Raw genomic sequence first — 14,343 nt, forward strand, 5'->3', positions numbered from 1 at the left:
GGTAAAGAGACAATGGCTATCGAAATCAACGTACCGGACATCGGGTCTGATGAAGTAGAAATCACCGAGATTCTGGTCAAAGTGGGCGACAAAGTTGAAGCTGAACAGTCGCTGATCACCGTAGAGGGCGACAAAGCCTCTATGGAAGTTCCGTCTCCGCAGGCTGGCGTCGTGAAAGAGATCAAAGTCTCTGTCGGCGACAAAACCGAGACCGGTAAACTGATCATGATTTTCGATTCCGCCGACGGTGCAGCTGACGCTGCACCTGCTCAGGCAGAAGAGAAGAAAGAAGCAGCGCCGGCAGCTGCTGCTCCGGCCGCTGCAAGCGCAAAAGACGTTCACGTGCCGGATATCGGTGGTGATGAAGTCGAAGTGACCGAAATTCTGGTGAAAGTGGGCGACAGCGTGACCGCTGAGCAGTCCCTGATCACCGTGGAAGGCGACAAAGCCTCCATGGAAGTTCCGGCGCCGTTCGCTGGCACCGTGAAAGAGATCAAAGTTAACACCGGCGACAAAGTCTCCACCGGTTCTCTGATCATGGTCTTCGAAGTGGCGGGTGCTGCACCGGCTGCTGACGCGAAACCGCAGGTCAAAGAAGAAGCGGCTTCTGCTCCGGCAGCGGCTGCAGGTGCGAAAGAGGTTAACGTACCGGATATCGGCGGCGATGAAGTTGAAGTGACTGAAGTGATGGTCAAAGTCGGCGATAAAGTAGAAGCCGAACAGTCGCTGATCACCGTTGAAGGCGACAAAGCCTCGATGGAAGTCCCGGCACCGTTCGCGGGCGTGGTTAAAGAGCTGAAAGTGAACGTGGGCGACAAAGTCTCCACCGGCTCGCTGATCATGGTCTTCGAAGTGGAAGGCGCTGCGCCTGCGGCTGCTCCGGCAGCGAAACAGGAAGCGGCTCCGGCTCCGGCTGCAAAAGCTGAGAAACCAGCTGCTGCACCGGCTCCGGCTAAAGCAGAAGGCAAATCTGACTTCACAGAGAATGACGCTTATGTCCACGCGACTCCGCTGATCCGCCGCCTGGCGCGCGAATTTGGCGTGAACCTGGCGAAAGTGAAGGGCTCCGGTCGTAAAGGCCGTATCCTGCGTGAAGACGTGCAGGCTTACGTGAAAGACGCGGTAAAACGCGCGGAATCCGCACCTGCTGCCGCTACCGGCGGTGGTCTGCCAGGCATGCTGCCGTGGCCGAAAGTGGACTTCAGCAAGTTCGGCGAAATCGAAGAAGTGGAACTGGGCCGTATCCAGAAAATCTCTGGTGCTAACCTGAGCCGTAACTGGGTGATGATCCCGCACGTTACCCACTTCGACAAAACCGATATCACCGATCTGGAAGCGTTCCGCAAACAGCAGAACGCCGAAGCCGAGAAACGTAAACTGGACGTGAAATTCACCCCAGTGGTCTTCATCATGAAAGCCGTTGCTGCGGCCCTTGAGCAGATGCCACGTTTCAACAGCTCCCTGTCCGAAGATGGTCAGCGTCTGACGCTGAAAAAATACATCAACATCGGCGTGGCGGTTGATACCCCGAATGGCCTGGTGGTTCCGGTCTTTAAAGACGTGAACAAGAAGAGCGTGACCGAACTGTCCCGCGAACTGACCACCATCTCCAAAAAAGCGCGTGATGGTAAGCTGACTGCCGGCGAAATGCAGGGCGGCTGCTTCACCATCTCCAGCATCGGCGGCCTGGGTACGACCCACTTCGCGCCGATTGTGAACGCGCCGGAAGTGGCTATCCTGGGCGTCTCCAAGTCCGCGATGGAACCGGTGTGGAACGGTAAAGAGTTCGTTCCGCGTCTGATGATGCCGATTTCGCTCTCCTTCGACCACCGTGTGATTGACGGTGCTGATGGGGCGCGCTTTATCACCATCATCAATAACATGCTGTCCGACATTCGCCGTCTGGTGATGTAATCGAAAAGCCGGCCTGACGGCCGGCTTTTTTCTGCTAATCTCATAGCGCTTTTGGGGTTATCAGGGGCAAAGGATAATTCGTTAGCCGTTTGTTGTTTCAAAAATGTTAACAATTTTGTAAACTGCGGGCGGATAGAACGTCCCGGTGGATGAAGGGCGACATGAAGTACCCCTGACCGCCGGAAATCAATAAGAGGTCATGATGAGTACTGAAATCAAAACTCAGGTCGTCGTACTTGGGGCAGGCCCGGCAGGTTACTCTGCTGCCTTCCGTTGCGCTGATTTAGGTCTGGAAACCGTCATCGTTGAACGCTACAACACCCTCGGCGGTGTTTGTCTGAATGTAGGTTGTATCCCTTCTAAAGCGCTGCTGCACGTCGCGAAAGTGATCGAAGAAGCTAAAGCGCTGGCCGAGCACGGCATCGTCTTCGGCGAACCGCAGACCGACATCGACAAAATCCGTACCTGGAAAGACAAAGTGATTAACCAGCTGACCGGCGGCCTCGCAGGTATGGCAAAAGGCCGTAAGGTCAAAGTGGTTAACGGTCTGGGTAAATTTACCGGGGCGAACACCCTGGAAGTGGAAGGCGAAAACGGCAAAACCGTGATCAACTTCGACAACGCCATCATCGCGGCGGGTTCCCGTCCGATTGAACTGCCGTTCATTCCCCATGAAGATCCGCGCGTGTGGGACTCCACCGGCGCGCTGGAGCTGAAATCCGTACCGAAGCGTATGCTGGTTATGGGTGGCGGCATCATCGGTCTGGAAATGGGCACCGTATACCATGCGCTGGGTTCAGAGATCGACGTGGTTGAGATGTTCGACCAGGTGATCCCGGCTGCTGACAAAGATGTGGTGAAAGTCTTCACCAAACGCATCAGCAAGAAGTTCAACCTGATGCTGGAAACCAAAGTGACCGCCGTTGAAGCAAAAGAAGACGGTATCTACGTTACGATGGAAGGCAAAAAAGCTCCGGCTGAACCGCAGCGTTACGACGCCGTGCTGGTCGCTATCGGCCGTGTGCCGAACGGTAAAAACCTCGACGCCGGTAAAGCGGGCGTGGAAGTGGACGACCGTGGCTTTATCCGTGTCGACAAACAGCTGCGCACCAACGTGCCGCACATCTTCGCTATCGGCGATATCGTCGGTCAGCCGATGCTGGCGCACAAAGGCGTGCATGAAGGCCACGTTGCCGCAGAAGTTATCGCCGGTAAGAAACACTACTTCGATCCGAAAGTGATCCCGTCTATCGCCTATACCGAGCCAGAAGTGGCATGGGTAGGTCTGACCGAGAAAGAAGCGAAAGAGAAAGGCATCAGCTACGAAACCGCCACCTTCCCGTGGGCAGCTTCTGGCCGTGCTATCGCTTCCGATTGCGCAGACGGTATGACCAAACTGATTTTCGACAAAGAGACGCACCGTGTTATCGGTGGCGCGGTTGTCGGCACCAACGGCGGCGAGCTGCTGGGTGAAATCGGTCTGGCGATCGAAATGGGCTGTGATGCAGAAGATATCGCGCTGACCATTCACGCGCACCCGACGCTGCACGAATCTGTTGGCCTGGCCGCAGAAGTGTTCGAAGGCAGCATCACCGACCTGCCGAACCCGAAAGCGAAGAAGAAATAAGCCTCTTCACCTCGCTTCTGTGTTCAAAATAAAGCAGCCTTTACGGCTGCTTTTTTTATGCCTGCCGCATAACCACCACATTTAGTAGGTAATTGCTGCTCAACTAATTGATAAAGAAGCCGATAACTCACTTAAGAATAGTGTTGGCACGCTTGCTCCAGGCAAGCGGCCTGGCGTCGTCACGACATGGACTTTGTCACTTACCCTCGTTTCATCGCTCCCGTCCTGCCTTTGCCGCATTTGTTGTTCTTCTGGTGTACGAAATATAAAGGAATCGTTATGTCTATTAAAAAACTCGCTGTCGTCGGTATGGTTCTGGCAGCGTTTACCCTTTCTGGCTGTGGTGCGATGACAACGGCTATCAAAAAACGCAATCTGGATGTGAAAACCCAGATGAGCCAGACCATCTGGCTGGAGCCAGCCTCTGAGAAAACTGTGTTTATTCAGGTGAAAAACACCTCTGATAAAGACATGAGTAACTTGCAGAGCTTGCTGGCAAAAGAGCTGAGCGACAAAGGCTACAAAGTGACCTCCTCGCCGGATTCGGCCTATTACTGGATCCAGGCGAACGTGCTGAAAGCGGATAAGATGGATCTGCGTGAAACCCAGGGCTACCTGAAAAGCGGTTACGAAGGTGCGGCGATTGGTGCTGGTCTGGGTGCTGGTATCACCGCCTACAACAGCAACTCCTCCGGAGCCGCGCTGGGCGTGGGTCTGGCGGCTGGCCTGATTGGTCTGGCGGCAGATGCGATGGTGGAAGATGTGAACTTCACTATGATCACCGATCTGCAAATCTCCGAGCGCAGCAAAGCGAAAGTGACAACCGATAATATCGCCGCACTGCGTCAGGGCACCTCCGGGATCAAGCTGCAAACCAGCACTGAAGAGGGTAACCGCGCAAAATATCAGACCCGTGTGGTCTCTAACGCTAACAAAGTAAACCTGAAATTCGAAGAGGCGAAACCTGTCCTCGAAGCTCAGCTGGCAAAATCTGTCGCTAACATCATGTAAGTTGGTTGTTAGCAGCTAAAAAAGCGGGCGCAGGCAACTGGCCCGCTTTTTTTATGCGCAAAAGTGACGGGGGCCTGCTTTTCAGGCAAAAGCGATAAACCTTCCGCGCAGGCTGCCGATGTAACTTATTTACTATTTCGGTGAGAGGGAGTTTCATCGCCATGATTAACGGCCTTAACCTAACTGCGCTATTACCATCAACCGCGCGGGTTAATACCTCTGTGCGGGTCGGCATTGCCGCACCCGCAGTCGCAAATAAAGCTACCCCTGCGGATGATGCCTCGACAAAAGTGATGTTTGGCAGCCAGACGCCGGAGATCGCCGCCGTCTATTCACTGATCCCTAAGAAAGTGAATCCGGCGATTGCCGAGCAGCAGCATAGCCAGATTCAGGGGCTGATGGGGCTGGCTTCCGGCGGCAAATCTGTTTCAGCCTTCGCCACACTCGGCAGCACGCTGCTGAGTAATCTCAATGATAATCGTGGCGATGTTGTGCAGACGCTACGCGGTGCGGATATGGGCATTGCCCGCGCGCCTTACGATTCCGCCATCACCATGGATATCGTTACCCAGTCCGGCACTAAAGTGCAGCTGGTGATGAGCCAGCAGGATGACGGCATGACCGTCCAGCTGAAAACCGACGGCGAGGCGCTTAATGACGACGAAGCAACCGCTATCGCGGGCCTCGGTAAAGCGCTGGGCGACGCCCTGAGCGGGCTGGGCAAACAGCAGCCTCAGCTGGATATTAGCGGCTTAACCCAGTTTGATACTCGCCTGCTGAAATCGGTAGATCTGAAAACCGATCTACGTAACGACGATAAGTCCTTGCAGTCTCTTAATTTCCACGCGGACAACAAAACGCGCACCACGGCTTATGAAGATGGCGACTTCTCGTTGAAGATGAGCAGCGACATGGCGCACTCCGCCTTTGCGGGTAACGCCGTGCAGCAGCAATCCGCTCTGAGCGCGTGGGATAGCAAATTTGATAAAGCGCGCACTGCCGGGCAGGGCAATTATGAGCAGATGGCAGCCCTGAAAGCGGTTTTCCGGGCGCTCAACAGCAATACCAGCGCTGAAAAAATGCCTGTCGTGGCGACGAATGCGATCCGTATCGGTGATAACGGCGCGTCACAGCTTAGCGGTTTGCATGATTTCTCACTCTCGCTGACGCAGACGGAGAAGTCGGTCAACCCGGCGAAGTTGCAGGAGAAAGAGCGCTTTGCCTACACCGCCTCGCAGACAACGGAAGCCAATTCCCACAGTGACAGCTCCAGGAGCGTGAAGCAGACGACGCGAAGCCAACTGAGCGCTGCATGGCACCAGGCGATCGATCCATCGATTCCGCTGGCGTTGAGCACGCAGAAATCCTCACAAAGCTACTACTACCACATGGTTGAAAACAGTGAGGAGAACAGCACCACGCTCAACTACAACGGACGTGGTCAGTTGGCGAACGTTGCGCACCATCAGCAGGTAGATAACCGCGAAACGGTGAAGAAGTATCTGCTGGGCAAACTGGTTGATGAGAGCCTGAACCCGGAGAAATATAGCCGTAGCTGGGGGCTGGATATTCTCGGTAAGCTTTAACATTGTCTTAACGTAACGGCTCTGCGGAGCCGTTTGTTTTATCGGCGGTTCGAGGATTATTTTTCGCTAAACCCCTCTGCCGACTGCTTTATGCCATCTGTAACGATTCAGCCGGGATTTAATGTTGCTTTTTTGTAAACAGATTAACACCCTCTAAAATTCCTGCTATGCTGCCCGGCGCGGTTCGCGGATTTACCCTACAAACTGCTGTCTCACAGGAGCGTGAAGAGAAACGCCTGCCGCATTATGACAATGAGAGCGAGGAGAACCGTCGTGCTAGAAGAATACCGTAAGCACGTAGCTGAACGTGCCGCTGAGGGGATTGCGCCAAAACCATTAGATGCAACCCAAATGGCCGCGCTTGTCGAGCTGCTAAAGAGTCCGCCTGCTGGCGAAGAAGAATTCCTGTTAGACCTTCTGGCTAACCGTGTCCCGCCCGGTGTTGATGAAGCCGCCTATGTGAAAGCGGGTTTCCTTGCAGCTGTCGCCAAAGGCGAAGCAACCTCCCCACTGGTTAGCCCTGAAAAAGCCGTCGAATTGCTGGGTACTATGCAGGGCGGCTACAACATCCATCCGCTGATTGAAGCCCTGGATAACGACGCGCTGGCACCGATTGCGGCCAAAGCCCTCTCTCATACCCTGCTGATGTTCGATAACTTCTATGATGTGGAAGAGAAAGCGAAAGCGGGCAATGCCTACGCCAAACAGGTGATGCAATCCTGGGCTGATGCTGAATGGTTCCAGAGCCGTCCGCCGCTGGCTGAAAAGATCACCGTTACCGTCTTTAAAGTGACCGGCGAAACCAACACCGATGACCTCTCACCGGCACCGGATGCCTGGTCGCGCCCGGATATTCCGCTGCACGCGCTGGCGATGCTGAAAAACGCCCGTGAAGGGATCGAACCGGATCAGCCGGGCAGCGTTGGTCCGATCAAACAGATCGAGGCGCTGGCGCAGAAAGGCTTCCCGCTGGCCTACGTCGGCGACGTCGTTGGTACCGGCTCTTCACGTAAATCCGCCACCAACTCGGTGCTGTGGTTTATGGGCGATGACATTCCGAACGTGCCGAACAAGCGCGGCGGTGGTCTGGTGCTCGGCGGCAAAATTGCGCCTATCTTCTTCAACACCATGGAAGATGCCGGTGCGCTGCCGATTGAAGTTGACGTCTCTAACCTGAATATGGGCGACGTAATTGACGTTTACCCGTTCAAAGGCGAAGTGCGTAACCACGAAACCGGCGAACTGCTGGCGACCTTCGAACTGAAAACCGACGTGCTGATCGATGAAGTGCGCGCCGGTGGTCGTATTCCGCTGATTATCGGTCGTGGCCTGACCACCAAAGCGCGTGAAGCGCTGGGTCTGCCGCAGAGCGAGATCTTCCGTCAGGCGAAAGACGTGGCGGAAAGCAGCCGCGGCTACTCGCTGGCGCAGAAAATGGTTGGCCGTGCTTGCGGCGTCGACGGTGTTCGTCCGGGCGCATACTGCGAACCGAAGATGACCTCCGTCGGCTCGCAGGATACCACCGGGCCGATGACCCGTGATGAGCTGAAAGATCTGGCGTGCCTCGGCTTCTCTGCCGATCTGGTGATGCAGTCCTTCTGCCACACTGCGGCCTATCCGAAGCCGGTTGACGTCACCACGCACCATACCCTGCCGGACTTCATTATGAACCGTGGCGGCGTGTCGCTGCGTCCGGGCGATGGCGTTATCCACTCCTGGCTGAACCGCATGCTGCTGCCGGATACCGTTGGCACCGGCGGTGATTCCCACACCCGCTTCCCGATTGGTATCTCCTTCCCGGCGGGCTCCGGTCTGGTGGCGTTTGCTGCCGCGACCGGCGTGATGCCGCTGGATATGCCGGAATCGGTGCTGGTGCGCTTTAAAGGCAAAATGCAGCCGGGCATCACCCTGCGCGATCTGGTTCACGCTATTCCGCTCTACGCCATCAAACAGGGCCTGCTGACCGTTGAGAAGAAGGGTAAGAAAAACATCTTCTCCGGCCGCATCCTCGAAATTGAAGGCTTGCCTGATCTGAAAGTCGAGCAGGCGTTCGAGCTGACCGATGCCTCCGCTGAGCGTTCTGCCGCGGGTTGCACCATCAAGCTGAACAAAGAGCCGATTATCGAGTACCTGACCTCCAACATCGTGCTGCTGAAGTGGATGATTGCCGAAGGCTACGGCGACCGCCGTACGCTGGAGCGCCGTATTCAGGGCATGGAGAAATGGCTGGCAGACCCGCAGCTGCTTGAAGCGGATGCGGATGCTGAGTACGCGGCGGTGATCGATATCGATCTGGCTGAAATCAAAGAGCCGATCCTCTGCGCGCCGAACGATCCGGACGATGCGCGTCTGCTCTCTGATGTGCAGGGCGAGAGCATCGATGAGGTGTTCATCGGTTCCTGCATGACCAACATCGGCCACTTCCGCGCCGCTGGTAAGCTGCTGGACAGCCACAAAGGCCAGCTGCCGACCCGCCTGTGGGTTGCGCCGCCGACGCGTATGGATGCCGCACAACTGACCGAAGAGGGCTACTACAGCGTCTTTGGTAAGAGCGGTGCGCGTATCGAAATCCCGGGCTGCTCCCTGTGCATGGGTAACCAGGCGCGCGTGGCAGACGGTGCGACAGTCGTTTCAACCTCGACCCGTAACTTCCCGAACCGTTTAGGTACCGGCGCGAACGTCTTCCTGGCCTCTGCGGAGCTGGCGGCCGTCTCGGCGCTGATCGGCAAGCTGCCGACGCCGCAAGAGTATCTGACCTTTATGGATCAGGTGGATAAAACCGCCGTGGATACCTACCGCTACCTCAACTTTGACCAGCTTGATCAATACACCGACAAAGCTGAAGGCGTGATATTCCAGACCGCCGTCTAAATCAGAAAGCCACTCTCCGGAGTGGCTTTTTTTCCCGTTGTGTCTTTAAAAGAAGTTAAATTCCGAAATATATATATGTAACCCTGCATCAACTTAACCTCCAATTTTTATCGTTTTATTCTTCCTGGGCAAGTTTCGCCAAAGGATGATAATAAATGGAGGTGTTCGATGGTCGCGCAAGTTTTCCCGCTCTGATCTTTAAAACTCAAAAAACGATGGATGATTATGGTGCACCTGATATGCGCTATGGTGACTTATCTGAGCGTTATGAAAAGTTTGGATATAAACCATTTATGACTAATATGGAAGCCACTATTGAAATTACCGGAGGGCGAAATGAAATTTAATAACAGGCTCGCTTATAGCGTGATTCTGTCAATTTTAATTTTGTCCGGTTTATTCATCTGGCTTACACAGCGTCCGGTAAAAATCATCGCTGTTCATGAAGATGGCCATTATAGTTCTGTGTTGGTGGAGCAATTTCCCATCACTGATAAAGGTAAAATAAATTGGTGGTTACAAAATAAAAATATTCTGCAAAAAATATACGGTATTCCAAACCCGTCAAGCTGGGGGTATTTCAATGTTATGTTCTGGGATTTTGGCGATGGTTATAAGAAACAGGATAAATATGATCGGTTGTGCTTCGATGATATGAAGACGGAAAAACGGTGTGTCGACAAGAATAAGATTTTTAGCGTTGAGCGCGATCGTAACGGAGATACGTTATTTACCATCAATGATGGACGATATCGAATGAATGAAAACGGAGAGGTCGTGCGGTTAAGTGATGAGTAAGATCTGAGCAGGGTAGATATTCAATAAGATGAGCATCGCCAGAAAACGGTTTCGGATTTATGGTTCCAGCCAGCACGTTCAGGTTTATCTGTAAGAATTTTTCACGACTTCCCGTTCCCGCGCTTTTTTTCCTGTATTGTGCTGCGATAATTAAAGCACTGGCGGCTCTCTGGCCCCCATGAGGAGCAATGATGGATTACGAATTTCTGCGCGATGTCACCGGCGGCGTCAAAGTGCGCATGTCGATGGGGCACGAAGTGATCGGCCACTGGTTTAACGAAGAGGTGAAAGAGAACCTCGCCCTGCTCGATGAAGTGGAGCAGGCGGCGCAAACAGTGAAGGGCAGCGAGCGGTCGTGGCAGCGCGTCGGCCATGAATATACGCTGTGGCTGGATGGCGAAGAGGTGATGATCCGCGCCAATCTGCTGGAGTTTACCGGCGATGAGATGGAAGAGGGGATGAACTACTACGACGAGGAGAGTTTATCCCTCTGCGGCGTGGAGGATTTTCTTCAGGTGGTGGCCGCCTATCGGCAATTTCTCAAGCAGCGCTAATCGGGGAGCGTCCCTGCTCCCGCAGCGCATTTACACGGCCGGGATATTGCGGCCGTAGTAGATCTCGCGCATCTCTTTCCACAGCGCTTCCGTGATCTCTTTCCGCTCCTGCGGCGTCAAATCTTCCGGTTTGGTATGGAACATGTAGTGCTTAAGGTCGAACTCCTTAAGCAGCATTTTGGTATGGAAGATGTTTTCCTGGTAAACATTCACATCCATCATGTCATACAGCGATTTCATATCGTCAGACATAAAGTTCTGGATCGAATTAATCTCGTGGTCGATGAAGTGCTTCATGCCATTCACGTCGCGCGTAAAGCCGCGCACACGGTAGTCGACGGTCACGATATCCGATTCAAGCTGATGGATCAGGTAGTTCAGCGCTTTCAGCGGCGAAATCACCCCGCAGGTCGAAACTTCGATGTCGGCGCGGAAGGTGCACAACCCGCCTTCAGGATGGCTTTCCGGGTAGGTGTGCACACAAATATGGCTCTTATCCAGATGCGCGACAACCGCTTCCGGCAGCGGCCCCGGATGCTCGGTTTTATCGATCAGGTGCGGGTCGACTGGCTCTTCGCTTACCAGAATCGTCACGCTCGCACCCTGCGGCTCGTAGTCCTGGCGGGCGATATTCAAAATGTTGGCGCCAATGATGTTACAGGTCTCCGTCAGGATCTCCGTCAGGCGGTTGGCGTTATAGAGTTCATCAATATAGGCAATATAGCCGTCGCGCTCTTCGGCGGTTTTGGCGTAGCAGATATCGTAGATACAAAAACTCAGGCTTTTGGTCAGGTTGTTAAAGCCATGTAGTTTAAGCTTTTTCAATTTATCTCACCCCCTTAGCGTCACTGTGCAGACAGTGCATCGTGTAGATATTGTGGCAGAGCGAATGCTGCCGTATGGATTGCCGGATTGTAGTAACGGCAGAACAGCCCGGCGGTGTGGAAACGCGCGGCGATAATCTCCGTGGAGAGCGAGCGCAACGCTTCGTTATCCGTCGCCCAGGCAAAGGTCATAATGCCGCCGTAATAGGTCGGGATTGCCGCCTGGTAGAAGCTGACATCGGCAAAATAGTGGCCCAGTTTGCGATGGCTGCCGACGGCCTCCTCCTGCTGTAAGAAGCAGACGCCGTTCTGCGCGACAAAAATCCCGCCGGGATTGAGGCAGCGCTTGCACCCTTCATAAAACGCCGAGGTGAAGAGGCTCTCGCCCGGACCGACAGGATCGGTACAGTCAGAGATGATCACATCGAAGGTTCTTTGCGTGTTGTTGACGAAGTTGACGCCATCATCAATCACCAGCTCAAAACGCGGGTCGTCGTAAGCACCGGCGTTGTGTTTCGGCAGGTACTGGCGGCAGAAGGAGACGACGCCTGCGTCGATCTCTACCATGGTGATGGTTTCAATATTTTTGTGGCGGGAGACTTCGCGCAGCATCGCGCCGTCGCCGCCGCCGATGATCAGCACATGCTTTGCGTGACCGTGCGCCAGCAGAGGAACGTGAGTCATCATCTCGTGATAGATAAACTCATCGCGTTCGGTGGTTTGTACCACGCCATCCAGCGCCATTACGCGGCCAAAGGCGGCGTTTTCGAAGATAATCAGATCCTGATGATCGGTCTTCTCGTGGTACAGCACCTTATCAACGGCAAAGTACTGACCAAAGTTGTCGTGCAGCGTTTCTTGCCAAATGGTGTTGTCGGCCATTCGTCGCTCCTTTGTTAACATCCGTGAAAAACGGGCGCAACATGATAGCCAACTCTGGCGAACGATGCACGGTCAAAAGATAAGCGCTACTTCACGTAGGCAAGCAGACTCAACGAGTCACGGGCAAGAGCCTTACACTTTTTAGCGGTTGGAATGCCGATGCCGCTCAGATCGCGGTAGCTCTCTTCGCCCAGCGCTTTCATGTTCCAGCTATCGTAGTTGCTGAGATCCCACTGATTTTGCTGGGCAAAAAAGACCAGCGCATGGCGGATCTGCCCGTTAGGTAAGTTGTTATAACCGCAGTCATTTTTCAGAAAAACGAACACCGCCGTCAGATCGGCCATGTCTTCAGCTTCAGATTCACTCAGGGCATAACTATTGGCGGAGACAGCGAGCAGGCTGCCAAGGATGATACTTCTGAAAAACGTTTTCATTCTCTCTACCACGGCGTAACGGAAATTAAACGTTAGCACAGTCCAGTTAACGCGACGATATTTATTATCGTCTGCTTTCTTGACCTTCCGGCAGGGGAAAGGTTTACGCTTAAAGCATCGCCGATTCTTGATAAGGATATACCCATGCAACGTCGAGATTTCCTTAAATATTCCGCGCTCCTCGGGGCTGCCAGCGCGCTACCGCTCTGGAGCCGATCCCTCTTCGCCGCCACCCGCCCCACGTTACCCATTCCGCCGCTGCTTGCCCCGGATGCTGAGAGCCGTATTGTCTTAACGGTGCAGGCGGGGGAGAGCCAGTTTGCGCAGAAAAGCGCGACAACCTGGGGTTATAACGGTGCGTTGCTGGGGCCAGCCATTCAGCTGCGCCAGGGAAAAGCGGTGACGGTGGATATCCGCAATCAGCTTGCAGAGGAGACCACCGTGCACTGGCACGGTCTCGAAGTGCCGGGCGAGGTCGACGGCGGGCCACAGGGCGTGATTAAGGCGGGCGACAACCGGTCGGTCACCTTCACGCCGACGCAGCAGGCCGCCACCTGCTGGTTCCACCCGCATCAGCATGGCAAAACCGGGCGTCAAGTGGCGATGGGGCTCGCCGGGCTGGTGCTGATAGAGGATGAGAACAGCCGCAAACTGCGCCTGCCCCAGCAGTGGGGCATTGATGATGTGCCGGTGATTGTGCAGGACAAAAAATTTAACGCGCAGGGGCAGATTGATTACCAGCTCGATGTGATGAGCGCGGCGGTGGGCTGGTTTGGTGATACGCTGCTCGCCAACGGCGCCGTCTACCCGCAGCATGCGGCCCCGCGCGGCTGGCTGCGTCTGCGCTTGCTCAATGGCTGCAACGCGCGCTCGCTCAATTTCGCTACCAGCGACCAGCGCCCACTCTATGTCATCGCCAGCGACGGCGGGCTGCTGAGTGAGCCGGTTAAGGTGACGGAGCTGCCGATGTTGATGGGCGAGCGATTCGAGGTGCTGGTGGATATCAGCGATGGTAAGGCTTTTGATCTGGTGACGCTGCCGGTTAAGCAGATGGGGATGACCGTCGCGCCGTTCGACCAGCCGGTGCCAGTGCTGCGTATTCAGCCGCTGCAGGTGACCGCCTCGGGCGATCTGCCAGATTCGCTCGCCACGCTGCCCGCACTACCTGCGCTTGAGGGCTTAACTCAGCGCACCTTGCAACTGTCGATGGATCCGATGCTCGATATGATGGGTATGCAGGCGCTGCAGCAGAAGTATGGCGATGGCGCGATGGCAGGCATGGGAATGCATCACGGCGATATGCACAGCATGCAGATGGATCATGGCCATAGGGATCACGGTGGCCAGGGCTTTGATTTCCACAATGCCAACCGGATTAACGGTAAAGCGTTTGATATGGTGACGCCGCAATTTGCGGTGCAAAAAGGGCAGTTTGAGCGCTGGGTCATCTCCGGGGAGGGGGACATGATGCTGCATCCGTTCCATATTCACGGTACGCAGTTCCGCATCCTCTCCGAAAACGGCAAGCCGCCCGCGGCGCATCGCGCAGGCTGGAAAGATACGGTCAATGTGTATGGCGCGCGCAGTGAGGTGCTGGTGCGCTTTGATCATGCGGCAGCGAAAGAGTCTGCCTATATGGCGCACTGCCATCTTCTGGAGCATGAAGATACCGGCATGATGCTCGGCTTTACCGTTGCGTAAACTGCGCGTGGCAAAAATGCCTGATGGCGCTGCGCTTATCAGGCCTACGGTTCAGTGGTCGTTTTCCGGGTTTTGTAGGCCGGATAAGGCGTCAGCCGCCATCCGGCGATACGTTCCGATTTGACAATAAAAAGCCCGGCT

11 protein-coding genes and 1 pseudogene are annotated in these 14,343 nt (G+C 54.8%); 9 read left to right on the forward strand and 3 right to left on the reverse strand.

All coding sequences use genetic code 11. The features are described from left to right. Positions 1-12: 12 nt before the first annotated feature. The 8 genes and pseudogenes from aceF (at position 13) to yacL (ending at position 10,361) form a co-directional block, all read left to right on the forward strand. Positions 13-1,914 (forward strand): pyruvate dehydrogenase complex dihydrolipoyllysine-residue acetyltransferase, encoded by a 1,902-nt coding sequence (gene aceF / locus HF650_RS04335; RefSeq protein ID WP_187801331.1) that lies wholly within the window; start codon positions 13-15, stop codon positions 1,912-1,914. 202 nt (positions 1,915-2,116) lie between these two features. Then, entirely contained in the window at positions 2,117-3,541 is a 1,425-nt protein-coding gene (gene lpdA, locus HF650_RS04340; RefSeq protein ID WP_023480442.1) for a dihydrolipoyl dehydrogenase, read from the forward strand. A gap of 279 nt (positions 3,542-3,820) precedes the next feature. After that, the gene (traT, locus tag HF650_RS04345; protein ID WP_187801332.1) at positions 3,821-4,552 is read left to right on the forward strand and encodes a conjugal transfer complement resistance protein TraT; all 732 of its coding nucleotides are present in this window, start codon (positions 3,821-3,823) and stop codon (positions 4,550-4,552) included. A 161-nt stretch (positions 4,553-4,713) separates the two neighbouring features. Then, positions 4,714-6,138, forward strand: a complete 1,425-nt coding sequence (locus HF650_RS04350) for a hypothetical protein (protein ID WP_187801333.1) — start codon at positions 4,714-4,716, stop codon at positions 6,136-6,138. A gap of 273 nt (positions 6,139-6,411) precedes the next feature. Continuing rightward, the gene (gene acnB / locus HF650_RS04355; protein ID WP_187801334.1) at positions 6,412-9,009 is read left to right on the forward strand and encodes a bifunctional aconitate hydratase 2/2-methylisocitrate dehydratase; all 2,598 of its coding nucleotides are present in this window, start codon (positions 6,412-6,414) and stop codon (positions 9,007-9,009) included. Between the two features lie 254 nt (positions 9,010-9,263). After that, positions 9,264-9,356 (forward strand): annotated as a pseudogene (locus HF650_RS25455) (DUF3289 family protein); the annotation flags it as partial. Next, positions 9,346-9,807, forward strand: a complete 462-nt coding sequence (locus HF650_RS04365) for a DUF943 family protein (protein ID WP_187801336.1) — start codon at positions 9,346-9,348, stop codon at positions 9,805-9,807. The pseudogene HF650_RS25455 and the gene HF650_RS04365, both read left to right, overlap by 11 nt. Before the next feature lie 191 nt (positions 9,808-9,998). Then, entirely contained in the window at positions 9,999-10,361 is a 363-nt protein-coding gene (gene yacL, locus HF650_RS04370) for a protein YacL (RefSeq protein WP_023480494.1), read from the forward strand. 30 nt (positions 10,362-10,391) lie between these two features. Here yacL and speD read toward each other — a convergent pair whose 3' ends face one another. From speD to HF650_RS04385, 3 genes are all read right to left on the reverse strand, one after another. Continuing rightward, a complete protein-coding gene (gene speD, locus HF650_RS04375) occupies positions 10,392-11,186 on the reverse strand; it encodes an adenosylmethionine decarboxylase (RefSeq protein ID WP_023480253.1) in 795 nt (264 codons plus the stop codon). A gap of 20 nt (positions 11,187-11,206) precedes the next feature. Next, on the reverse strand, positions 11,207-12,067 hold the full coding sequence (gene speE, locus HF650_RS04380; RefSeq protein WP_187801337.1) for a polyamine aminopropyltransferase: 861 nt from the start codon (positions 12,065-12,067) through the stop codon (positions 11,207-11,209). Positions 12,068-12,153: 86 nt separating this feature from the next. Then, positions 12,154-12,501 carry a YacC family pilotin-like protein gene (locus HF650_RS04385; protein ID WP_187801338.1) on the reverse strand — a complete coding sequence of 116 codons (348 nt, stop codon included), beginning with the start codon at positions 12,499-12,501 and terminating at the stop codon, positions 12,154-12,156. Between the two features lie 144 nt (positions 12,502-12,645). Between HF650_RS04385 and cueO the strand changes: the two genes are divergently transcribed. Continuing rightward, positions 12,646-14,202, forward strand: a complete 1,557-nt coding sequence (gene cueO / locus HF650_RS04390) for a multicopper oxidase CueO (RefSeq protein WP_187801339.1) — start codon at positions 12,646-12,648, stop codon at positions 14,200-14,202. Positions 14,203-14,343 lie beyond the last annotated feature (141 nt).

The organism is Kosakonia sp. SMBL-WEM22, from assembly GCF_014490785.1.
Taxonomy (GTDB): Bacteria; Pseudomonadota; Gammaproteobacteria; order Enterobacterales; family Enterobacteriaceae; genus Kosakonia.